General features: G+C 68.3%; 22 protein-coding genes. 16 read left to right on the top strand and 6 right to left on the bottom strand.

Annotated elements, in window-relative coordinates; genetic code table 11:
- Positions 1-7 precede the first annotated feature (7 nt).
- Together NCCP_RS14085 and glyA are read right to left on the bottom strand one after the other, a co-directional pair.
- Positions 8-1225: a sarcosine oxidase subunit beta family protein gene (locus NCCP_RS14085; RefSeq protein ID WP_149957921.1), complete on the bottom strand. Its 1218-nt coding sequence runs from the start codon at positions 1223-1225 to the stop codon at positions 8-10.
- Positions 1225-2562 (bottom strand): serine hydroxymethyltransferase, encoded by a 1338-nt coding sequence (glyA, locus tag NCCP_RS14080; RefSeq protein ID WP_149957920.1) that lies wholly within the window; start codon positions 2560-2562, stop codon positions 1225-1227. Before glyA ends, NCCP_RS14085 begins: the two co-directional genes overlap by 1 nt.
- 117 nt (positions 2563-2679) lie before the next feature.
- Between glyA and NCCP_RS14075 the strand changes: the two genes are divergently transcribed.
- The gene (locus NCCP_RS14075) at positions 2680-3339 is read left to right on the top strand and encodes a GntR family transcriptional regulator (protein ID WP_149957919.1); all 660 of its coding nucleotides are present in this window, start codon (positions 2680-2682) and stop codon (positions 3337-3339) included.
- Positions 3340-3358: 19 nt separating this feature from the next.
- Here NCCP_RS14075 and NCCP_RS14070 read toward each other — a convergent pair whose 3' ends face one another.
- Complete coding sequence (locus tag NCCP_RS14070) at positions 3359-4849, bottom strand: PucR family transcriptional regulator (RefSeq protein WP_172627417.1); 1491 nt, start codon at positions 4847-4849, stop codon at positions 3359-3361.
- Between the two features lie 123 nt (positions 4850-4972).
- Between NCCP_RS14070 and NCCP_RS14065 the strand changes: the two genes are divergently transcribed.
- From NCCP_RS14065 to NCCP_RS14055, 3 genes are all read left to right on the top strand, one after another.
- Positions 4973-6523 carry a purine-cytosine permease family protein gene (locus NCCP_RS14065; RefSeq protein ID WP_149957917.1) on the top strand — a complete coding sequence of 517 codons (1551 nt, stop codon included), beginning with the start codon at positions 4973-4975 and terminating at the stop codon, positions 6521-6523.
- Between the two features lie 59 nt (positions 6524-6582).
- Positions 6583-7392, top strand: a complete 810-nt coding sequence (locus tag NCCP_RS14060; RefSeq protein ID WP_149957916.1) for a creatininase — start codon at positions 6583-6585, stop codon at positions 7390-7392.
- A gap of 168 nt (positions 7393-7560) precedes the next feature.
- Entirely contained in the window at positions 7561-8811 is a 1251-nt protein-coding gene (locus NCCP_RS14055; protein WP_149957915.1) for a M24 family metallopeptidase, read from the top strand.
- A 144-nt stretch (positions 8812-8955) separates the two neighbouring features.
- Here NCCP_RS14055 and NCCP_RS14050 read toward each other — a convergent pair whose 3' ends face one another.
- On the bottom strand, positions 8956-9690 hold the full coding sequence (locus NCCP_RS14050) for a PspA/IM30 family protein (protein ID WP_149957914.1): 735 nt from the start codon (positions 9688-9690) through the stop codon (positions 8956-8958).
- Between the two features lie 526 nt (positions 9691-10216).
- On the opposite strand from NCCP_RS14050, the gene NCCP_RS14045 reads away from it, so the two are divergent.
- A complete protein-coding gene (locus tag NCCP_RS14045; RefSeq protein ID WP_149957913.1) occupies positions 10217-10810 on the top strand; it encodes a DUF4190 domain-containing protein in 594 nt (197 codons plus the stop codon).
- 44 nt (positions 10811-10854) lie between these two features.
- On the opposite strand, the gene NCCP_RS14040 is transcribed toward NCCP_RS14045, so the two are convergent.
- Positions 10855-11706: an inositol monophosphatase family protein gene (locus tag NCCP_RS14040; RefSeq protein ID WP_225873851.1), complete on the bottom strand. Its 852-nt coding sequence runs from the start codon at positions 11704-11706 to the stop codon at positions 10855-10857.
- Positions 11707-11941: 235 nt separating this feature from the next.
- Between NCCP_RS14040 and NCCP_RS14035 the strand changes: the two genes are divergently transcribed.
- The 5 genes from NCCP_RS14035 (at position 11942) to NCCP_RS14015 (ending at position 16513) form a co-directional block, all read left to right on the top strand.
- Positions 11942-12427: a MarR family winged helix-turn-helix transcriptional regulator gene (locus tag NCCP_RS14035; protein WP_149957912.1), complete on the top strand. Its 486-nt coding sequence runs from the start codon at positions 11942-11944 to the stop codon at positions 12425-12427.
- A gap of 65 nt (positions 12428-12492) precedes the next feature.
- Positions 12493-13974 carry an MFS transporter gene (locus tag NCCP_RS14030; protein WP_225873855.1) on the top strand — a complete coding sequence of 494 codons (1482 nt, stop codon included), beginning with the start codon at positions 12493-12495 and terminating at the stop codon, positions 13972-13974.
- Between the two features lie 92 nt (positions 13975-14066).
- A complete protein-coding gene (locus NCCP_RS14025; RefSeq protein WP_149957910.1) occupies positions 14067-15149 on the top strand; it encodes an App1 family protein in 1083 nt (360 codons plus the stop codon).
- Positions 15146-15613: an acyl-CoA thioesterase gene (locus NCCP_RS14020; RefSeq protein ID WP_149957909.1), complete on the top strand. Its 468-nt coding sequence runs from the start codon at positions 15146-15148 to the stop codon at positions 15611-15613. The genes NCCP_RS14025 and NCCP_RS14020 overlap by 4 nt, the downstream gene beginning before the upstream one ends.
- Before the next feature lie 90 nt (positions 15614-15703).
- Complete coding sequence (locus NCCP_RS14015; RefSeq protein ID WP_149957908.1) at positions 15704-16513, top strand: carbon-nitrogen hydrolase family protein; 810 nt, start codon at positions 15704-15706, stop codon at positions 16511-16513.
- 49 nt (positions 16514-16562) lie between these two features.
- On the opposite strand, the gene NCCP_RS14010 is transcribed toward NCCP_RS14015, so the two are convergent.
- A complete protein-coding gene (locus NCCP_RS14010) occupies positions 16563-17801 on the bottom strand; it encodes an ROK family transcriptional regulator (RefSeq protein ID WP_172627416.1) in 1239 nt (412 codons plus the stop codon).
- Between the two features lie 145 nt (positions 17802-17946).
- On the opposite strand from NCCP_RS14010, the gene NCCP_RS14005 reads away from it, so the two are divergent.
- The 6 genes from NCCP_RS14005 to NCCP_RS13980 all read left to right on the top strand — a co-directional run.
- Positions 17947-18960: a substrate-binding domain-containing protein gene (locus tag NCCP_RS14005; RefSeq protein ID WP_149957906.1), complete on the top strand. Its 1014-nt coding sequence runs from the start codon at positions 17947-17949 to the stop codon at positions 18958-18960.
- Between the two features lie 69 nt (positions 18961-19029).
- Complete coding sequence (locus NCCP_RS14000; RefSeq protein ID WP_216364725.1) at positions 19030-20010, top strand: ABC transporter permease; 981 nt, start codon at positions 19030-19032, stop codon at positions 20008-20010.
- A complete protein-coding gene (locus NCCP_RS13995) occupies positions 20007-20765 on the top strand; it encodes an ATP-binding cassette domain-containing protein (protein WP_149957904.1) in 759 nt (252 codons plus the stop codon). The genes NCCP_RS14000 and NCCP_RS13995 overlap by 4 nt, the downstream gene beginning before the upstream one ends.
- A 24-nt stretch (positions 20766-20789) precedes the next feature.
- The gene (locus NCCP_RS13990) at positions 20790-21665 is read left to right on the top strand and encodes a sugar phosphate isomerase/epimerase family protein (protein ID WP_149957903.1); all 876 of its coding nucleotides are present in this window, start codon (positions 20790-20792) and stop codon (positions 21663-21665) included.
- A complete protein-coding gene (locus NCCP_RS13985; protein ID WP_149957902.1) occupies positions 21662-22318 on the top strand; it encodes a nucleoside/nucleotide kinase family protein in 657 nt (218 codons plus the stop codon). The genes NCCP_RS13990 and NCCP_RS13985 overlap by 4 nt, the downstream gene beginning before the upstream one ends.
- Before the next feature lie 49 nt (positions 22319-22367).
- Positions 22368-22687 (top strand): transaldolase family protein (locus NCCP_RS13980; protein ID WP_308655515.1); only part of this gene is annotated, 320 nt, incomplete at its 3' end.

Below are 22687 nucleotides of genomic sequence, written 5' to 3'. Positions count from 1 at the left end.
GTCCTTCCTAGTGCGCGACGGCGGCGGCGCCGTGCTCGTCGATGAGGTGTCCGGTCTCGAAGCGCTCCAGCGCGAACGGGGCGTTCAGCGGGTGGGCCTCTCCGGTGGCGATGGTGTGGGCGAAGGTGTACCCGGCCCCGGGGGTCCCCTTGAACCCTCCGGTGCCCCAGCCGCAGTTGACGTAGAGCTCATCGATCGGGGTGGTGGAGACGATCGGGGAGGCGTCCAGGGTGGTGTCCACGATGCCGCCCCAGGTGCGCAGCAGGTGCGCCCGGGCGAAGATCGGGAACAGTTCGACGGCGGCGGCCATCTGCTCCTCGATGACGTGGAACGCGCCGCGCTGGCCGTAGCCGTTGTAGGAGTCGATGCCCGCCCCCATGACCAGTTCGCCCTTGTGGGCCTGGGACACGTAGACGTGGACGTGGTTGGACATCACCACGGTCGGGTGCACCGGCTCGAAGAGCTCGGAGACCAGTGCCTGCAGGGGGTGGGACTGGATGGGCAGCCGGAAGCCGGCCAGGCCGGCGAGGACCGAGGAGTGGCCGGCCGCGGACAGGCCCACCTTGCCGGCGTTGATCCGCCCGCGGGTGGTTTCCACGCCCACCACCCGGTTGCCGTCCTTGATGAAGCCGGTGACCTCGCAGTTCTGGATGATGTCCACGCCCATCTCGTCGCACTTGCGGGCGAAGGCCCAGGCGACGTGGTCGTGCTTGGCGATGCCCGCCCGCGGCTGGTAGGTCGCCCCCATCACGGGGTAGCGGATGTCGTCGCCGATGTTGATGATCGGGCACAGCTCCTTGACCTGCTCCGGGGTGAGCCACTCGGCGTCGACCCCGTTGAGGACGTTGGCGTTGACCCGGCGCATGCTCTCGCGCACGTCTCCGAGGGTGTGCGCCAGGTTCATCACGCCGCGCTGGGAGAAGAGGAAGTCGTAGTCCAGCTCCTCGGGCAGCTGCTCCCACAGCTTCAGCGAGTGCTCGTAGATCCCGGCGGACTCGTCCCACAGGTAGTTGGAGCGGATGATCGTGGTGTTGCGGGCCATGTTTCCGCCGGCCAGCCACCCGCGCTCCAGCACGGCGATGTTGGTCAGGCCGTGGTTCTTGGCCAGGTAGTAGGCGGTGGCCAGGCCGTGCCCTCCGCCGCCGACGATGACGGCGTCGTAGGAGGGGGCCGGGTCCGGGTTGCGCCAGAGGAACTCCGGGTGCTCGGGCAGCAGATCAGCCATTACTGGGCTCCCATCGGGGCGAGGTTCGGGTACAGGGGGTGGCCCGCGGCGAGTGCCTCGACGCGGGCCTTGAGGCCGGTGAGGACCTGCGGGTCTGCGGCGCCTTCGGTGGTGCCGGCGATGAGGGCCTCGGCGATGATGTCGGCGACCTCGGTGAAGGCCTCCTCGCCAAAGCCGCGGGTGGCCAGGGCGGGGGTGCCGATCCGCAGGCCGGAGGTGACCATGGGCGGACGCGGGTCGAACGGGACCGCGTTGCGGTTGATGGTGATGTCGATGGAAGCCAGCAGGTCCTCGCCCTGCTGCCCGTCCAGGGTGGAGGCGCGCAGGTCGACCAGGACCAGGTGCACGTCGGTGCCGCCGGTCAGGACGGTGATGCCGCGCGCGGCCACATCGGGGCGGGAGAGGCGCTCGGCCAGGATCCTGGCTCCGGCCAGGGTGCGCTCCTGGCGTTCGCGGAAACCGTCCGTTGCGGCGATCTTGAAGGCCACGGCCTTGCCCGCGATGACGTGCTCCAGCGGCCCCCCCTGCTGGCCGGGGAAGACGGCGGAGTTGATCTTCTTGGCGATGTCGGCGTCGTTGCTCAGGATGATGCCGCCGCGCGGGCCCGCGAGGGTCTTGTGGGTGGTCGAGGTGACCACGTGCGCGTGGGGGACCGGGGAGGGGTGCAGGCCGGCAGCGACCAGGCCGGCGAAGTGGGCCATGTCCACCATGAAGTAGGCGCCCACCTCGTCCGCGATCGCGCGGAAGCGGGCGAAGTCCAGCTGGCGCGGGTAGGCGGACCAGCCGGCGATGATCAGCTGCGGGCGGTGCTCGCGGGCCAGCCGCTCGACCTCGTCCATGTCCACGGTGTGGGTGGTCTCGTCCACGCCGTAGGGGACGATGTTGTAGAGGCGGCCGGAGAAGTTGATCTTCATGCCGTGGGTCAGGTGCCCGCCGTGGGCCAGGTTCAGCCCGAGCACCGTGTCGCCGGGCTTGATGAGGGCGTGCATGACGGAGGCGTTCGCCTGGGCGCCGGAGTGGGGCTGCACGTTGGCGAATTCTGCCCCGAAGAGGGCCTTGACGCGCTCAATCGCGAGCGTCTCGATAGCGTCCACGTGCTCGCAGCCGCCGTAGTAGCGCTTGCCCGGGTAGCCCTCGGCGTACTTGTTGGTCAGGACGGAACCCTGTGCCTGCATGACGGCGGCCGCGGTGTGGTTCTCCGAGGCGATCATCTCCAGCCCGTCGCGCTGACGGGTGAGCTCGGCATCAATGTGGGCCGCGACCTCGGGGTCCAGCTCGGCCAGCGGGGCGGCCAGTTCGGCCGGGATCCCGGTGGCGCTCACGGCGGTCTGCGTCATGGGTTTCCTCCTCGTTGATCTTTTGTCGACTACTGATATATCAATGTTTCATCAAGAGTATGATGGGGACCACATACCGTCAAGACCCCCGGCGGAGGGGGGTGGATCGGAGGAGTCATGGCGCTTCAGACCGAGATTGCATCCAGCGGGCTCTCGCTGGCCGAGCAGGCATACCGGACCCTGCGCGACCGGCTCATTATGTTGGACATCGCCCCCGGCGACCCGTTGAACGAAGGGCAGCTGGCCGCGGAGATGGGCTTTGGCCGCACGCCCCTGCGCGAGGCGCTCAAGCGCCTGGAAACCGACCACCTGGTCGTGTCCTACCCGCGGCGCGGTACGTTCGCCACCATCGTGGACATCACCGAGCTGGCTGCGATCTCCGAGGTGCGCCAGCTGCTGGAGCCGCTGGCGGCGCGCAAGGCGGCGCTGAACACCCATCCGGCTGTCCGCGCGGAGCTGGAGGAGGTGGCGGCCGGCCTTGAGGCCCTCGATGCCGGCCGCAACCGCCGCGAGCTGATGGAGTACGACGTCGAAGTGCACCGGCTCATCTACCGGGCGGCCGGCAACCGCCACCTGGAGGAGTCCCTGGTGCGCCTGGACAACCTCGCCACCCGCATCTGGTGCCTGGTGCTGGACCGGCTCCCGGCCATCACCGAGCACATTGCCGAGCACGTGGGCCTGCTGCAGGCCATCCTGGACGGGGATGCCGAGGGTGCCGCGAAGCTCGCCGCCGAGCACGTGCGTCACTTCGAGCAGGCGGTGCGGGCCGTCCTGTAGGGCGGGGCCGGGGGAGGCCTCAGGCCAGGCCTGCCTCCAGCAGCGCGACCCGCACGGCCACGTGGAGCGCGAACACCTCGCCGGTGGTCCGCGGGTCCCCGCCCAGCAGCTCGAACGACTTGGACAGCCGCTTGTGCAGGGTTTGGCGTTCGATGTGCAGCCGGGCGGCGGTGGCGGTCGCGTTGCAGCCGAAGTCCAGCCATCGGGCCAGGGTCTCCACCAGGGGCGTCCCGTGCCGCCGGTCCCAGTCCTGGACCCGGCCCAGTGCCGAACGCACGTGGACCGGCACGAAGGCGGCCGCCTCCAGATGGCGGTCGACGCGGTGCCCGAACTGGGCCGATACGTCCACGATCCCGGGCTGTTCGGCGGCCTCGTCCAGCAGGTCGCGGGCCTCAGTGAAGGACTCGTGGGCGCCCGTCCCGTCCCACACCAGGGGACCGACGGCGCACCGAACCGGCATCGCGCGGGTCGACTCCGACAGCGCCCGAACCAGCCCGCCCCTGCGCCCCAGCGGGTCCGCCCCGGCAAGGGGGACAAGCAGGATCCGGCCGCGTCCCCAAGTCCCGGCCGCCGCCTGCGGCGCGGCGCGTCGAAGTGCGGCCTCGTGGGCGGTGGCCGGGCCCAGCGGCAGGGCGAGCACCACGCAGGCCGGGCCGGGGGCAAGCGCGGTTCCCGCCCAGAGCCGCCCGACCGCGGTGCGGGGCGCGCCGTCGAGCACCGCCTGGACCAGGCGCCCCTCGGCGACCTGGTCCGCGGACGGGTGGAAGGACTGGGCCAGGGCCAGGGCCAGGACTTCGGAGAGCCGGTTGGCCGCGGAGGAGAGCAGGTCGTCGTCGGCCGAGTCCGACTCGATTACCAGCCGGGCGGCGACATACCCGCCAACGGCGATGGCGGTCTCGGCGGACCGGGGCGGGGAGCCGGGATCGGGTTGGGCCCCCTCCGCTTTCCCGTCGCCCGCCTCGTGGAGGCTTCCGTCGTGCCCGGTAAGGCGGACGCGGGCATCCAGTCCGTCGGCCGCCAGGCGCAGGATCGCCGGCAGTTCGGGGCCGCGGGTGGCGATGTGCTCGGCAATGCGCCGTGATATCCCGTCAACAACGGACTGGATGCGTGCCTGCCGGTTGACGATGGCGCTGTTGATCTCCTCGGCGACATCCACGAACCGGACCACCCGCCTCAGTTCCACCAGGGTGAGGCCGGCGTGGGCGGCCGCTTCCGCCAGCGCCTCCAGGGCCGCCGCGTCCCAGCCGGTCGTTTCCACGGCCAGCGCCGCAACGTCCCGGGCGGCCAGACTCTCCACATACTCCTTCCGCCCGGCGTCGCCGAGCGCCAGCAGTGCCGTTCCGCCCGTGAGCAGGACCTCGCCGCCGCGCAGGAGTGGGGCTATGGCCAGCACCTCGCTGGAGTGGACCCAGCGGATGCCACGGTCCAGACCGCCCTCAGGGGCGGTCCTGACCACCGGGTCCGCCTCCAGCAGGGACTGGAAGCGCAGCGCTGAGGCCAGTGTGGGCACGGGGTCTCCTGACATTATGTCGCCATCTAAGTGAAAGAGGGTAGGCACATAGTCTATATCCGGTGACCTGAATCACTCATAGGCTTGCCGCGTCCCCTTTTTCCTCAAGAATCGAGACGACATATGAGCTTGCAGCAGTCGCCGGGCCACGGCGAAATTGAGGACGAGCTTCAACCCATCCCCGAAGCGAGCCGCACCCGCAACCTGTCGGGGCAGTTCTGGATCTGGGCCGGAGCCAATGTCGCTCCGATCAACTGGATCCTCGGGGCGCTGGGCATCCAGCTCGGCCTAGGCCTGGCCGACACCCTGACCGTCCTGATTGCCGGTAACGCCATCGGCATGCTCGGCTTCGGCTTCTTCGTGCTGCTGGGCCAGCGAACCGGAGCCACCGGCATGCTGCTGGCCCGCGGGGCCTTCGGCCGGCGCGGCGCCTACCTGCCCGCAGCCATCCAGGCGACGATTGCCATCGGATGGTCCGCCGTCAACACCTGGGTGATCCTGGACCTGATCATGGCCCTGCTGGGCATGATCGGATGGGTTGATCCGGCAGCGGCCAACATGGGGTGGAAGATCGGCACCGCCGCGGTCATCATGGCGGTCCAGGTCGCCATCTGTTACCGGGGCTACCGGGCCATCGCGCGTTTCGAGCGGCTGACCATGCCTCCGACCGTCCTGGTGTTGATCGTCATGTCCATTGTCGCCTGGACCCAGCTGGACATCGACTGGGGCTACGAAGGGCCCGCCGGCGAGGTGCTCACCGGGATGCCCCGCCTTGCCGCGATGTCCTCGATCATGACTGCGATCGGCATTGGCTGGGGCATCGGCTGGTTCACCTACGCGCCCGACTACTCACGCTTCGTTTCCCGCACGGTCCGTCCGGCCAAGCTGTACGCGGTCAGCGTGCTCGGCCAGTTCATCCCCGTCGTCTGGCTCGGTGTACTGGGTGCCAGCCTCGCCACCCGAAACGGGCACGCCGACCCGGGCGAGCTGATCGTCTCCAGCTTCGGCGTCATGGCCATCCCGGTCATCCTGCTGGTCATCCACGGCCCGATCGCCACCAACATCATCAACCTCTACACCTTCGGTGTCGCGGTCCAGTCCCTGGACATCAAAGTCTCACGCAAAAAGGTCTCCCTCCTCGTCGGATGCCTCTCGATGGGCGCGGTGGTCGCATTCCTCTTCGCCACCGACTTCGCCCACATCCTGCACAACTGGATCATCGCGATCGCCGCCTGGGTGGCGACTTGGGGCGGCATCATGGCCGTGCACTACTTCATCTTCGAGCGGCGCCACCAGGACTACTCCTACCTGTTCCTGTCTCCGTCGAAGACCACGCTGAAGGCCGTCAACCCGGCCGCGCTGATCGCCTTCTTCACCGGGATCCTGATGACCTGGATGTCCATGTACGGCTCGACTCCCGCGCTCCAGGGGCCCTTAGCCACCGCCGCCGGCGGAATCGACTTCTCTTGGCTCGCCGGCACGCTGACCGCCGGCGGCGTGTACTTCGCCTTGGGATACCGCCGCTTCCGTACCCGTATCGAGGCGGGCGTCCCCCTGGGACTGAAGGCCGGGATACCCGACGGGGAAGCCCTCCGCCGGCAGGAGGCAACCGGCTTCGGGCCGGGAGCCAAGCCGGAGGCCGAACCGGAAACGGCGCCCGCGCCACTCGCCTAACCTGCCCCCTGCCCCCTGCCCCCCTGCCCCCTGTCCTGCCGGGCGGAGAGGAAAGCACCATGCACGACGCCCTGCGGAATAATGCCCTGCGACTGGAAGACCTCGACGCCTTCACCCTGCGGGAACACCTGGCCTCCGGCCCGGGGGTGGTCCTGGTCCCCGTCGGTTCGCTGGAACAGCACGGACCTCACCTGCCCTTGGGCACCGACACGCTGCTGTCCGGGAGGATCTGCCAGGGGGTCGCCGAACGGATCGGGGCCCTGGTCGCCCCGGCGGTCGCCTACGGGTACAAATCGCAGCAGAAGTCAGGCGGCGGCAACCACTTGGTGGGCACCACCAGCCTGTCCGGCGCCTCCCTCACGGCCCAGGCCCGCGACCTGGTCAAGTCCTACCTGAACCAGGGGTTCCGGCACCTGGTCTTCGTCAACGGGCACTACGAGAACTACCAGTTCCTCTACGAGGGCATTGACCTGGCCCTGGAGGAGTGCGGCATAGGCCCGGACACGGACCGCTCGGTCCTTTTGCTCTCCTACTGGGACTTTGTCACGGACCAGACCCTGGCCGCGGTCTACCCCGGAGGCTTCCCGGGCTGGGAGATCGAGCACGGCGGGGTGCTGGAGACTTCGCTGATGCTGCACCTCAAACCCGAGCGGGTGAACCTGGACCGCAGCCCGTCCGGCCCGCCGGCCAGCCTGCCGCGCTTCGACCGGCTGCCCGTGGTGGCGTCGCGGACCCCCGAGTCCGGCTGCCTCTCCTCGCCGCTGGGCGCGGACGCGGATAAGGGCCGCCTGCTCTACGAACAGGTGGTGGCGGCCATCGCCGCGGACACGGCCATGGAGCTGTCACTGCCGGAGGCCGTGCGCGCCTAGCCACCGTACGTGCCCAGCCCCCGCGGTTGCCCAGCCGCTGCGCTTGCCCAGCCACCGTGCGTGCGGGGCATTCCCCGCCCGATCCCGCCACGGACCGCCGCGGCACCACCAGACCAACCTTCCACACCACACCATTGCGCCCGAGGCGCACCTAGAAAGGGAAAACCAATGACCATCGCAGCCAACCCGAACTCCGTCACCGAACTGGAGCGCCTCAAGGTCCTGCACAATGGCGCCAAGCAGCCGCTGACCTTTTCCGACGCCGAGTTCGAGCGCCGCCTGTCCGGCCTGCGCGCCATCATGGCGGCCAAGGACCTCGACGCCGTGATCCTGACCAGCTACCACGGCATCAAGTACTACTCCGACTTCCTGTACACCACGTTCGGCCGCAACTACGCCCTGGTCGTCACCGCCGGCGACTCGGTCACCGTGACCGCCAACATCGACGCGGGGATGCCGTGGCGCACCAGCTATGGCGAGAACATCGTGTACACCGACTGGCGCCGCGACAACTTCTACTTCGGCCTGCAGGAGGTGCTGCGCCAGCGCGGGGTCAAGGCCCGCCGCCTCGGCGTCGAGGATGACGCCCTGCCGCTGATGACCCGCCAGCGTATCCAGGCCGCGTTCGACGGGGCGGAGCTGCTCGACGTCTCCCAGGAGGCCATGCGCCAGCGCATGGTCAAGTCCGCGGAGGAGATCGAGGTCATCAGGCACGGCGCCCGCATTGGGGACCTCGGCGGCGAGGCCATCAAGGCCGCGATCCGCGAGGGCATCAGCGAGTACGAGGTCGCCCTGATCGGCACCGAGGCCATGGTCCACGAGATCGCCCGCACCTTCCCGGACCGCGAGGTCCGCGACACCTGGGTCTGGTTCCAGTCCGGCATCAACACCGACGGCGCCCACAACTGGGCGACCACGCGCACCCTGCGACGCGGAGACATCCTGTCGCTGAACTGCTTCCCGATGACCTCCGGCTACTACACAGCGTTGGAGCGCACCCTGTTCCTTGGCGAGCCGGACGAGCGCAGCCTGGAACTGTGGAACATAAACGTGGAGGTCCACCGCCGCGGCCTGGAGCTGATCAAGCCCGGCGCCGTCTGCAGGGACATCGCCGCGGAACTCAACGAGATCTTCATCGGGAACGGCCTGCTGTCCAACCGCACCTTCGGGTACGGACACTCCTTCGGCGTCCTGTCCCACTACTACGGCCGCGAAGCGGGCCTGGAGCTGCGCGAGGACATCGACACCGTGCTGGAGCCGGGCATGGTCGTCTCCATGGAACCGATGATCACGGTTCCGGAGGGCCAGCCGGGTGCCGGAGGCTACCGCGAGCACGACATCCTCGTGGTGGGCGAGGACGGGGCCGAGAACATCACCAAGTTCGGCTTTGGCCCGGAACACAACATTATCGACGCCTAGGACCTGCGATCGACCTGGGATCCGCGGGCCTGGCGGGCGGGGCGGCCAAGCCGACCCGCCCGCCAGCCCCTGGGGGAAGCGCATGACCACCTCCACCGGCACCGAATCCGACACCAAATTCGGCCGCGGGACCCGCGGACCTGCCTAGGACCCGAGCTCGCGCTGCCGGTTGGCGGCCTTGAGCGCGGCCAGCCGGGCCTCCACCTCGGAGGCCTCGCCCAGGTTCTCCAGTTCCTCGAACTGGCCGTCCAGGGAGGACGCCGCCAGCTCGGCCGCGCCGCGGACCCTGGCCTCCTCGCGGCGGATCTTCTCCTCGAAGCGGCCCACCTCGCCGGCCGGGTCCAGCAGGTCGACGGACTTCACGGCGTCCATCATCTGGTTCTGCGCCGCGGCGGTGCGGGAACGGGCCACCAGCTCGTCGCGTTTGGCGACCAGTTGGGCCCGCTTGGCCTTCATGGCCTCCAGCCCGGCCTTGAGCTTGGCGACGATCTCTTCCTGCGCCGCGATGGTGGGCTCCGCGTCGCGGGCCTCCTTCTCATGCTGCAGTTGGCGCCCGATGGCGACCCTGGCCAGCTCGTCGAACTTGGCGGCGTCCGCGAGGCCGCCGGCGGCACGGAATTCGTCCGCCTTGGCGGAGGCGGCCAGCGCCTTGCGGCCCCAGTCCTCGGCGGTGCGGAGGTCCTCGCGGTGGTCGTCCTGCAGCAGGCGGAGGTTGCCGATCGTCTGGGCCACCGAGGCTTCGGCTTCGGCAATGTTGTTGGTGTAGTCGCGCACCATCTGGTCCAGCATCTTCTGCGGGTCCTCCGAGGCGTCGATCGCGCTGTTGGCGTTGGCCTTGACCAGTTGGGCGATGCGTCCGAACAGGGACTTCTTTGTCATGGGGCGCCTTTCTCTGGGATGTCCACCGGCTTCCTCCTCGAGCCTACGCCGAGCCTGCGCCGAGCCTACGCCGAGCCTGCGCGGAGCCTGCGTCGCCGGGGCCCCGCAGGTGGAGCAGCGCGGCACCCTGCCGCCACCATGGCACGTCCCTGTCGGTCAGGGAAGGTGCTCGCTACGCTGGGAGGTGCGGCAACCCCGGACAAAACGTCCGGAGGGCCCGGCGCCCTGGAGCGGTCCGCCGGTCCGGAATGCCGTCCCCAACGGACTGCGGGGACCCGAAGCGCTGGGGGGATAACCGAAGGTGGGGAAGCCCATGACCGACACAAACCGGCCTGATCCGAACCGGCCCGATCCGAACTGGCCCAATCCGAATTGGCGTGATCCGAGCCGGCCCGATCCAAACCCGCGCGCCGGCGGCCCGCCGTATCCCAACCAGCCGTATCCCAGCCAACACGGCCCGTACTACCAGCCGCCGCCCTACGGAGGCCCGCCCCCTGAGCCCCTGTCCGGGCTGACCGTCACTGCCATGGCGGTGGGCATCGTGGCGCTGGTCGTGGCCGTGATCCCGCTCGTGGGGTTCGTGTCCTTCGTGCTGGGCCCGCTGGCGGTCGTCCTGGGCATCGTGGGGCTGGTGAAGAAGCGCCCGAGGAAGGGCTTCTCCATCACCGGCATCGTCACCGGCGCGCTGGCCCTGCTGGTCTGCCTCCTCTACCTGGCGCTGGGCATTGCGCTTGCGGGCCTGTTCAGCAACGCCGCGAGCCAGACCGCAACCTACACCTACAAGGTGGTTGGCGACGGCACCTTCCAGGTCACCTACACCACCACCAGCCTCATGGAGCGGACCACCAACCAGGCAACCGGCCAGTTCAGCACGGACGTCCAGGCGTCCCGGGTCCTGGGCACCCTGGAGGCGCACAATGTCGGCACCTCCGCCGGCGGCCTGACCTGCACGATCACCGACGCCACAGGACGGCTGGTCTCCACCCAGACCGCCTCGGGAGCCGGGGCCTCGGTCACCTGCGCCACCCTGGCGGGCCTGGACGGGGACGGGCTTGAGGACGGGCGTGAAGACGGGCGCGAAGACGAGGGCGGGGACGGAAACGGGGGCGGCCAGCCGTAGCGACCGGCAGCACCCCTTAGTACCCCCAGCTTCGGGCCGGCCCGTCAGCGCCGGTGGCCGGCGGCCCGCCGGGCGGCGACGAGGCGCTCGACGACGGCCACTGCCGTGGGGCAGTTCCCTCCCGGCCCCACCGCGACGAAACAGGGGGCCTCGTGCGCGGGCCCGGATGCGTCGTCGTACCGGAACGGCAGGTAGCTGCCGCCGGCCTGGCGCACCAGGAGCGCGCCCGCGGCGACGTCCCACGGGTTCGTGTCCAGGCCCAGAGTCGCGTCGGTCCATCCCGCTGCCACATGCGCCAGCGCCAACGCCGCGCTGACTTTGCGGCGCACCGTTGCGTAGGTGCCCACCAGTTCGCCAAAGGCCTCCAAAGCGGCGGGACCGTCGAGGGCGAGGGCCTCGGCGGAGGGGTAGTCGGTCATCAGGCTGGCGCGTGCCTCCTCGGCCTGGGCCTGCGGGCGCAGCGGCGCCCCGTTCAGGTAGGCGCCGGTGAGGTCGGCGGTGAAGAGCAGCCCGGCGATCGGGTCGTAGACGACGCCGGCCAGCAGTTCGCCCTCGAGGGCGGCGGCAATGGACACGCAGAAGAACGCCACGCCGTGCGCGAAGTTGCTGGTGCCGTCGATCGGGTCCACGATCCACTCAATGCGCCCGCTGCCGCGGTGCCCGCCCTCCTCGCCCAGGACACGGCTGTCCGGCTGGCAGGCGAGCAGGTGGTGGACGATCATTTCCTCGCTGGCCCGGTCGTGCTCGGTTACCAGATCGTGCGCGTTGGTCTTGTGGCCGGCGCTGATGGAGGTGCGGAAGGCCGCGCGCAGGCCGGGGCCCACGCTGGTGGCGGCTTCGGCGGCAATGTCGCGCAGGCGGGTGGACAGTTCGGACAGGTCTGCGGTCGTTTCCACGCCCCCAGCTTAGGGCGCGGGGGATCCGGGCCGGGCCAGGCCGGCTGCGGAGGCCGGCGCCCTTCCCGGGAGGATATGCCTTTCCCGGCAGGATAGTTTGCAGGGTCAATAGTTATGAGCATATAGTTGCTTTAGGCAATATTAGCCCCAGGCAACATTTTCTGCCCGGCTGCGCTGACCCGGCTTCCCGGACCGGCGACTCTTCCGGGTCCACCGCCTCTTGCGAAGGAGATCCATGCCAGTCGGCAAAACCACTGTGGTGGAACTGGTCCAAGGCATCCAATCCCTGCACGGCATGCTCCGCTGCGTGGCCCACTTGGGCATCGAACCCGGCGAACCGGGCCTGGCTGCTCTGGGCGTGCTCGGATATGTCCACAACAACCCCCGCACCCGGGCCGCCGCAGCCGCGCGCTGGCTGGGCGTGGGGCCGGCGGTGCTCAGCCGCCATGTCGCCGAACTCGAATCCTCCGGCATGGTGGTCCGCCGTCCGGATCCGGACGATGCCCGCGCCCAACTGCTGGAGTTGACCGACGCCGGCCGCGCCGCCGTCGAGCGCTCTATCCGGCAGCGCGGCCTGCTCCTGCAGGAGATGCTGGTGGACTGGGATGAGTCCGAGGCCCGGGACGCGATCGAGACCCTGGGTAAGATCGAAACCATCCTCCGCGCCGGGGTCGAACGCGGGGCCGGCCGCCGTGGCGCCGAAGGGAAGGCCGCGGTATGACGGCCTCCAAGGAAACCCGTGTCCCGGACCTGGCGGACGGGCCGGCACCGGGCAGCCCCCATGTCATGAAGCAGCTGATCGGCGTGCTGGCCAGCTTCTTTGCCGCCATGCTCTCGGTCACTGTCGTCTCGATCGCCCTGCCCACCATCATGGCCGACCTGGGAGGCAGCCAAACCGACTTCGCCTGGGTCATCACCGCCGCCCTGCTGGCCAACGCGGCCAGCACCCCGATCTGGGGCAAGCTGGCGGACCTGTTCCCGAAGAAGCCGCTGACCCAGATCGGCATCTCCATCTTCGTCGCCGGTTCCCTGGCGGCGGGGTTCGCCCCCAACGTGCCGACCCTGCTGGGCGCACGCGTGATCCAGGGCGTGGGCATGGGCGGGCTCACCGCGCTGGGCATGGCCGTGATCGGTTCCCTGATCGCCCCGCGCGACCGGGGGCGCTACTCCGGCTACTTCGGCGGGGTCATGGCTGCGGCCACGGCCGGCGGCCCGCTCCTGGGCGGCCTGATCGTGGACAGCCCGCTGGGCTGGCGGTGGACGTTCTGGTTCGGCATCCCGATCGCACTGGCCGCGATGCTGCTGATCCACCGCACCCTGCGCGTGCCGCACCTGCCGCGCAAGGTCCACATCGACTGGGCCGGCGCGGTGCTGGTCACCACCTCGGTGAGCGTCCTGCTGATCTGGGCCTCCTTCGTGGGCAAGCCGGGCCACTTCGCGTGGGCCTCCTGGCAGACAGGTGCCATGGTCGGCGGCGCCCTGGTGCTCATCGCGGTGCTGCTGGTCGTGGAAAGCCGCGTCCCGGAGCCCGTCCTGCCGCTGAAGATCATCGTCCAGCGCACCCCGGCCCTGGCGATCCTCGCCTCCGTTTCGGTGGGCGTGACCATGTTCGCATCCGGCGCCTTCCTCGGGCAGTACTTCCAAATCTCCCGCGAGGCCAGCCCCACCCTGGCCGGCGTCCTGACCCTGCCGATGATTGCGGGCAACCTGGCCGGTTCCGTGGTTTCCGGCCAGCTGATCAGCCGGTACGGCCGCTGGAAGGGGTTCCTGGTCGGGGGTGCGCTGCTGAACGTCCTCTCCCTGTCCCTGCTGGGCACCATGTCCCACGAGACGCCCTACTGGATCCTGGCCCTGGGCATGCTCGGCAACGGCATCGCCATGGGCATGCTGATGCAGAACCTGGTCCTTGCGGTGCAGAACACGGTCGAGGCCCGGAACATCGGCACGGCCAGCTCAGCGGTGGCCTTCTTCCGCTCCATCGGAGGAGCCTCCGGCGTCGCGGTGCTCGGGGCGGTGCTCGCCGAACGGGTGGGCACGCTGACGCTGGACGGCATGGTCGCCGCGCACCTGGTTTCCCCGAACGGAAGCGCCGCCGCCACGGTCTCCAGCATGGATGTGGGGGCGTTGCCGGCCTCAGTGCGCATGATTGTCGAAGGCGCCTACGGCGACGGAACGGCCGCGGTATTCCTGCTGTCGGCGGCAGTGGCCGTAGTGGCCTTCGCCTGCATCCTTTTCATCAAGGAAGTTCCGCTGCGCCGCTCGCTGTAGCGGCCAGGCCACCCCCGCCACGGCCGATGCGTGACGTGGCGGGCGTGTCGTCATTCTGACAGCGGGCCCGCGGTCGTGACAGACTGGGCGCCATGCCCGCCAAGAACAGAACGCACTTCGCCTCCAAGCTCGAGGACGGGTTCCATGCCTGGCGGGAACGCCGGGCACGCGAACGGGGACTGGCCGCCACGGTGGTTCCGTTCAAGGGATACGGGCGGGCCGGCGGCGGCTCCGGCTCCGGCTGGGTCCGCCTGCTCGCGCGCGTGGTCATGGCCCGCGAAGGGGCGTTCGAGGACGGACACCTGCATTCCAAGGTCATCTCCGACGGGGTGCGGGGGTGGCGCAACTTCATCTCCCCGGCGGCACCATACGCCGAGGTGGTCGCCCGGATCGGGGACCGCGAATACCGCATCGACGCGGACCGCGGCGGCGTGCTGGACGCCCGGGTGCCGGCGGACCTGCCGCCGGGCTGGCACACTGTGACGCTGACCTGCGAGGGCTCGGCGCCGGCCTCGGCCAAGGTCTTCGTCGTGGCCGAGGATGCCCGCTTTGGGCTGCTGTCCGACATCGACGACACCGTGGTGGTCACCGCGCTGCCGCGTCCGCTGCTCGCGGCCTGGAACACGTTCGTGCTCGATGAGCACGCCCGTGTCGCCACCGCCGGCATGGCCGTCATGATGGAACGGGTGCTGCGCGGCCGCTCGGGCGTACCGGTGCTGTACCTTTCCACCGGCTCCTGGAACGTGGCGCAGACCCTGACCCGTTTCCTCAACCGCAACCTCTACCCGGAAGGCTCCCTGCTGCTCACCGACTGGGGCCCCACCGAGGTGGGCTGGTTCCGCTCCGGCATGAAGCACAAGGTGGACCAGCTGCGGCGCCTTGCCGTCGAGTTCCCGGACATCCAGTGGCTGCTCATTGGCGACGACGGCCAGCACGACCCGGAGATCTATGCCGAGTTCGCCCGCCGCTACCCGCAAAACGTGTGCGCCATCGTGATCCGCCAGCTGACTCCCTCGGAGGCGGTGCTGGCCGGTGGCCGGTCGCAGGGCATCATGGCCTCCACCCCGGGCGTGCCGTGGGTCTACGCGACGGACGGTGCGCAGATCGTGGCCGAGCTGGGCCGGCTGGGCCTGGTTCCGGAGACGGCCGAGCGCGACGGCGGGGACCCCGAGTGAGCGGCCGGAAGCTGCGCGTCCAGGTCCCGATGCGCTGGGCGGACATGGACGCCTACGGACACATCAACAACGTGAACCTGGTGCGCATGATGGAGGAGGCCCGCATCGCGGGATTTGGCGTGCCCGGCGGCACCGGCAAGCCGGGCACGGAGCCGCTGGTGAACCTTTTTTCCGCCATCCCGGAGGCCACCCAGATCCTCGTTGTCGAGCACCGCGTGCGCTACGTGGTGCCGCTGGACTACCGGAACGTCCCCGCCGATGCCGACCTCTGGATCTCGGGGATCAAACCGGCCAGCTTCGATATCTGCTACGAATTCCACGACCCCGTGGATGGCGGGCTGCGGGTGAAGGCCACCACGACGCTGGCGTTCTTCTCCGTGAACGAGGACCGGCTGCTGCGCATCCCGGCCGCGCACCGCGAGGCCCTTGAAGAATTCCGCGGGGAGCCGGTTTTCCGGTCCTAGCGGTCCGTGGATGGACCGGTGGCCGGCGCCGCGGCCTTCATCCCCGGACAGCCATGCCAATCAGGACTTCTACCCCCAAATGGAGACAGCATGAGAATCGCGATCGCACAGATCCTCAGCAGCGGCGATCCCGCCGGGAACCTTGAGACCGTCCGGGACTACGCGGCCGCCGCGAAAGAACTGCGCGCGGACCTCGTGGTCTTCCCCGAGGCGACAATGTGCGCCTTTGGCCACCCTTTGGACAAGGTCGCCGAACCGCTGGACGGCCCGTGGGCAACGGAAGTCCGCAGGATCGCGCACGAACTCGGCCTCGTCGTGGTGGCCGGGATGTTCACCCCCGGGCGCGGCGGGCGGGTGCGCAACACCCTGCTGGTGTGCGGCCCAGGCGTGGACACGCACTACGACAAGATCCACCTGTTCGATGCGTTCGGTTACGCGGAATCCGAATCGGTCGATCCGGGCGAGGCTCCGGTCGTCTTCGACGTTGCCGGAGCGACCGCGGGGCTGGCGACCTGCTACGACGTCCGGTTTCCGGCCCTGTTTACGGCCAATGCCAGGGCCGGTGCGCAGATCAACATCGTCTGCGCGTCCTGGGGAGCAGGGGAGGGAAAAGCAGAGCAATGGGACCTTCTCACCCGCGCGCGGGCTCTGGACAGCACCACCTTCGTGGTCGCCGTCGGCCAGGCAGATCCCGCGGCGGCCGGGAAGCCGGCCGGAACCGCTCCGACCGGAATCGGCCGCAGCGCCCTGATCGGCCCCCTGGGCACGGTGCTGCACGCGCTGGGGGAGGAGCCGGAGCTCGTGGTCGCGGACATCGATCCCGCCCAAGTCGGCGAGGTCCGGGCCAAGCTGCCGGTCCTGGCCAACGCCAGGGACCTGTCCGTCCCCGAAGGACGCTAACCCTGCGGCCGGCCGGTCCTGCCCTGCCGCCGCCGTGACCGCCGGGAGCTCATGCGGGGCGGGGGATGGCTGCCGGTTTCGGGGAGGGAGCGATACGCGGCAGCAGGTGGCGGGTGAAGACGCTCTGGGCCACGAGCAAGGCGATTCCGACCACTCCAGCCTGGCTTTCCAGGGTCGAGCCGACGATGCGCAGGTGCCGGGTGGCCAACGGAAGTGAGCGCCGGTAGACCGCTTCGCGGATGCCGGCAAAGTAGTACTCTTCCGCGGCGGCCAGCTGGCCGCCGAGCACGACCACTTGCGGGTTGAAGAGGTTGACTGTGGCGGCGATGGCCTCGCCCAGCAGGCGGCTCGCGGTCCGTGCCAGCCGCACGGCATTGCGCTCGCCCGCGCGCAGGAGCCGGACCGCGTCATCCACGCTGTGAACGTCCAGGCCCTGGGCCCGCAGATCCCTGACCAGCGCCCATCCGCCTGCGTACGCTTCAAGGCATCCCGTATTGCCGCACCTGCATTCCGGTTCGCTTTCCACTCCGGCGGGCTTGGAGACGTAGTTATGGCCGATGTCTCCCGCGGCGCCGTCGGCGCCGCGGTGGAGCCGGCCGTCCGAGATGAGTCCGGAGCCGACGCCGGTACCGATTTTCACCATCAGCAGGTGCCGCACGTCGGGGTAGGTGGACTGCTGCTCGCCAAAGGCCATGGCGTTGGCGTCCTTGTCCACGATGACAGGGCAGTTGTACACGCTGCTGAAGGCGCCGGGAATGTCATACCCGTCCCAGCCGGTCATGATGGGCGGATGCACGACCTGGCCCGACCCTGTGTCGACCGGGCCGGGAACGGAGACGCCTGTGCCCAGAACGGATTCCGGGCCTGCCCCGGCGCCTGCCAGCAGCGCCGCAAATTCCTTCTTGACCCTCCCCAGGACTGAGGTTGGCCCGTCGGTGACATCGACGGGCAGGCCGACCTCATCAAGGATGGCCCCGGTGAGGTCGCACAGGCCTGCGCGCATTGCGGTGGCGCCGATATCCGCGACCAGAAAATAGCCCCCGCCCCGGTTGAAGGCGAAGGAACCTGCAGGGCGGCCCTTGGTTGACTCGGCCCCTGAGGGAATGACCAGTCCGGCCTCGAGAAGCGCATCCAGGCGCTGGTTGACGGTCGACCGGGACAGTTCGGTGCGCACCGCGATTTCTGTCTTGGTGAGCACCTTTCCCGAGCGGAGCAGGTCAAGGATCTCGAGTGTCCCGGTGGTTGCCTCAAGCGCTCCGGGAGGCGTTTCGGGGTGAGCGTTTCTCATCTGTCCATCTCCGTCATTTCTTTGCCCTGAGGACCATCTTAATGTTGGTTTCCGGGAAAGGTTGCGTAGGTCACATGGCGTAGTTACTCTATCACTCATCGTTAGTTCCGCATTCATATGACTTTCAAAATCAAAAGGGGCAAAGATGCCACAGTTCAAAAACTTGCTCATTTTTGTTGCGGCCGGCTCGGCTGCGGTCCTGTCACTTGCCGGCTGCAGCAGCACCGGAGGGGCGCCCGCGGCAACCAGCGCCAGCGAAGGGCCGGCCAAGACGGCCGCGGTGATCAAGGGCCTGGACAACCCGTTCTTCCAGGACATGGAAAAGGGCATCAAGGCAGCGGACGCCAGCATCACGGTGCAGGCGGCCCAGGACATCACCGACACGTCTGGCCAAGCTGACCGGCTGTCATCCCTCGCCGGACAGGACTACGGCTGCTTCATCATCAACCCCATCAGCGGCAACAACCTGCTGCAGGGCGTGGCCGGGTTGAAGGCGGCCGGAAAGACCGTCGTGAACATCGACAGCCCCGTCGACCCGGAGGCCGCGAAAGCCGCCAACGCTGTTCCGGACACTTACATCGGCACGGACAACATTGCCGCCGGAAAGCTCGCCGGTGAGCAGATGGCCCAGCTGGTCGATGAAGGGGACAAGGTCGCGGTCATCGGCGGCATCGCCGGCGACGTCACCAGCGGAAACCGCGTGACGGGCTTCACCGAAGGCCTCGGTTCAAAGGCCGAGGTGCTGGCCACCGAGTCGGCGGACTGGGACCGGCAGGTGGCACTGACCAAGGCCGGCGACCTGCTGCGCGCCAACCCCGACATCAAGGGCTTCTTTGTCGCCAATGACGTGATGGGGCTCGGCGTCGCGCGGGCCGTAGCCAACGCCAACCTGACCGGCAAGGTCTCCATCATCAGCGTTGACGGTGTTCCCGAGGGCCTGAAGGGTGTGGAGTCGGGCGAGCTCACCGCCACCGTCGCCCAGTACCCCTACGCCATTGGCCAAATGGGTGCCCAGGCATGCCAGGCAGCCGCCGAAGGCCAGACCCTGCCGGAACTGGTCGAGGCACCGGTTGCGCTGGTCACCAAGGACAACGTGGCGGATGCGATCGAGGCAGCCCCGGCCCCCTTTGAACCCTTCGAAAATCCGTTTGAGAAGTAGCAGGGAAGCCCCGTGATGCCCTCCATTTCGCATAATTCGCCGACACAGACAAAAGGTACATCCACTCCCGTGAACAGTCTCGGCAGCCCCCGTCCCCGCAAGGACGCGGCCGGCTGGCAGCAGGACGTGAAGAGCATCGGCTGGTGGGCCGAACATGCAGCCATCATCGGCCTGATCGGCCTGTCCATTGTCTTCACCTCGCTGAGCCCGGTCTTCCTGACAGCCGGGAACATCCAATCCATCCTGGTCGCGGCATCCATCCTCATTGTCCTCACGGTGGGGCAGTCCTTCGTGATCCTGAGCGACGGGATCGATCTCTCGGTCGCGGCAACGATGACCCTGGGCGTCATCGCGTTCGGCATGGCCTACGCCCAAGGCGCGGGGCTGCTGGTGAGCATGCTGGCCGCCATTGCCGCCAGCAGCGTGATCGGCATCCTGAACGGCGTCCTGGTCGCCAAGGGCAGGATCACGGACTTCATCGTCACTCTCGGCACGCTCTCGGTTGCCTCCGGGCTGGCCTTGGTGCTCTCCGACGGCAAACCCATCTCGATCACCAGCATCGAACTGATCAATTTCTCCACCCACGGGGTCTTGATCTTCGGTAACCCGTTCATCGTCGCGGCCGCCGTCGCGATCATCGCCCACGTCGTGCTGTTCCGGACCCGCTTCGGGACGCATCTGTTCGCCACCGGCGGTTCCAAGGAAGCGGCGCAGGCAACAGGTATCAGCACCGCCCGCATCAAGATCGCCGTGTACACGATCTCCGGGGTCCTCGCCGGCGTTGCCGCGATCCTGCTGGTCGCCCGCGTCGGCGCTTCGGAGCCGGCGGCCAACACCACCTTCCTGCTGAACTCGGTCGCCGCCGTGGTCCTGGGCGGCGTGAGCCTCACGGGCGGCCGGGGCTCCATCTTCGGCCCCATCGTCGGCGCGCTGCTCCTGACCGTACTCACCAACGGCCTCACCCTGATGAACGTTTCGCAGTTCTACCAGCCCCTTGCTGTCGGCGTCGTGGTTATCCTCGCCGCCCTGCTTTCGAGGTTCCAGAAATGACCACCACCGCGACCACATCCATCGTCGACGTCCAGGACGTCTCCCTCGCATTCGGCAGCGTCAAGGCCCTGCAGGACGTCAGCCTGACCCTGGCCGCGGGGGAAATCACCGCCCTGGTCGGGGACAACGGCGCCGGCAAGTCGACCCTCGTCCGCTGCATCTCCGGAATCCACAAGCCGCAGTCGGGCACGATCTCCTTCGAAGGCAAACCCGTCCACTTCCGAAGCCCGGAAGATGCCCGGGAAGCCGGCATCGAAACCGTCCACCAGAACCTGGCCCTGGTCGATGACCTGACCGTCTGGCAGAACCTCTTCCTCAACCGCGAAATCACCCGCGGAATCGGCCCCATCCGGTTCCTTGACCGCAAGGCCATGAAGGAAGCCGCCGACCGCATGGTCTCCAACCTGGCCGTCAACGTTCCCGCCGTAAAATCCAAGGTCCGCAGGCTTTCGGGGGGCCAGCGCCAGGCTGTCTCCATCTGCAGGGCCGCCGGCTTCAGTTCCAAGCTGGTCATCATGGACGAACCTACCGCCGCACTCGGCGTCCAGGAAACGGCGAAGGTCGAAGCCCTGATCCTCAAACTGCGCGACGACGGACACTCCGTCCTGCTCATCAGCCACAACTTCAGCCAGGTCATGCGCCTCAGTGACCAGGTCTGGGTCATGCGCGCCGGACGGTGCGTCGCCGGGCGGCGCACCATCGAAACGACCGGCGACGAAATCGTTTCCCTCATCACCGGCTCCCGCGAAAAATAGCCAAGAAACCGAAAGAACATACCCATGACGAACCGCAATCCCCTCGGTGTCCACGCCCTCGTTTGGGCAGGAGACACCACCGACGCATCCGTCGAAAAAATCATCACCAGCACCGCCAGGGCCGGTTACGACCTCGTGGAATTTTCCCTCCACGACTCCCTTAACCTGGACGTGGACAAGGCCCGCAAGCTGCTTGAAGCCAACAACCTCGACGTCGTCTGCTCCCGCGGACTCGCTTTCGACGCGGACGTCTCCAGCGACGACACCGCCACCGTGGAACGCGGCGCGAAGCTCCTGCAGGAGTCCCTGAAAATCACCCACGAGCTCGGTGGTACCCACTTCACCGGAGCCCTCTTCAGCGCCTTGGGCAAGTACGGCGCGCCCATCACCGAAAAGGGGCGGGCGAACGTCGTCAGCGTCCTGAAAGACCTCTCCGACGAAGCCGGCCAGCTCTCGATGACCCTGGGCCTCGAGATCTGCAACCGGTACGAAACCAATGTCATCAACACCGCCCACGACGCCCTCCGGCTTGCCGACGACATCGGCCGGGACAACGTGCTGATCCACCTCGACACCTACCACATGAACATCGAGGAAAACGACCTCGTCTCTCCCGTCTACGAAGTCGGAGACCGGCTCGGGTACGTCCACATCGGCGAGAACCACCGCGGGTACCTTGGGTCGGGCCATCTGGACTTCACGTCGTTCTTCCATGCCTTGGCCGCCATCAACTACAACGGCCCCATCACCTTCGAAAGCTTCTCCTCCGCCGTCGTCGCACGGGGACTGTCCAACGATCTGGCCGTGTGGCGGAACCTGTGGACCGACGGCGAAGACCTTGCCGTCCACGCCCGCGAATTCATGGCCAACCACCTGCATTCCACACGGGCAACCCGATGAACCTGGATGAACTGGTTGCACGTATCAGGCACAGGAAAGCCTCTTCGGAGGCGCCCGTTGTCATCGGCGTGGCCGGCGCCCCCGGCGCCGGCAAGACCACCTTGGTGGAAGGCCTCATCAAGGAACTGAACAGGGGCGTCGCGGACCCCGAAAACCAGGAGTTCGCCCATGTCCCCATGGACGGCTTCCACCTCTCGGACCAGGAACTGGCCCGCCTCGGCATCCTCGACCGCAAAGGCGCACCGGAGACCTTCGATGTCCACGGCTACGCCGCCCTGCTTCAGCGGCTGCGTTCCCGGCGGGACGCCGTGGTCTACGCCCCGGGATTCGAACGGACCCTGGAACAGCCCATCGCCGGCGTCATTCCCGTTTTCCCTTCCGCCACGACCATCCTGACCGAGGGAAACTACCTGCTCCTCGACACCCCCGAATGGCGCAAAGTGCGCAACCAGTGCACCGAGGTCTGGTACTGCGAACAGGACGACTCCCTGAGGGTCCGGCGCCTTGTCCAACGACACGTTGAATTTGGCAAGAGCCCGGCGGAGGCCGAAGCCTGGGTGGCCGGCGTGGACGAAAAGAACGCCCAACTCATTCGCGCAACCCGTGCCGACGCGGACCTCATCGTCACCTTGGAAGAAGTGGGCGCGGCCTGACGGCAGGGGACCGCCGCCCGCGCACAACATGACATTTCAGGAGAAATGATTGACTGCACCAACCCAGCTTCTTTCCGATGCCGGAGTCTCCATCTGGCTCGACGACCTCTCCCGTGAGCGCCTGTCCAGCGGTTCGCTGCAGAAGCTCATCGACGGGAAAAACGTCGTTGGCGTGACCACCAACCCCTCGATTTTCCACGCCGCAATCACCGGCGGCCACTACTACGACGCCAAGATCGCCCAGCTGGCCGCGGCCGGCGCCGACGTCGAGCACGCCGTTTTCGAGATCACCACCGAGGACGTCGCGGCCGCCTGCGACCTGTTCGCCCCGGTCGCGGCCGCCACCGGCGGCGTCGACGGGCGCGTCTC

The organism is Zafaria cholistanensis (assembly GCF_008580665.1).
In the GTDB taxonomy this organism is placed as follows: domain Bacteria; phylum Actinomycetota; class Actinomycetes; order Actinomycetales; family Micrococcaceae; genus Zafaria; species Zafaria cholistanensis.
Note: the sequence above shows the minus strand (reverse complement) of the source record. Positions and strands in the feature narration are given on the sequence as shown.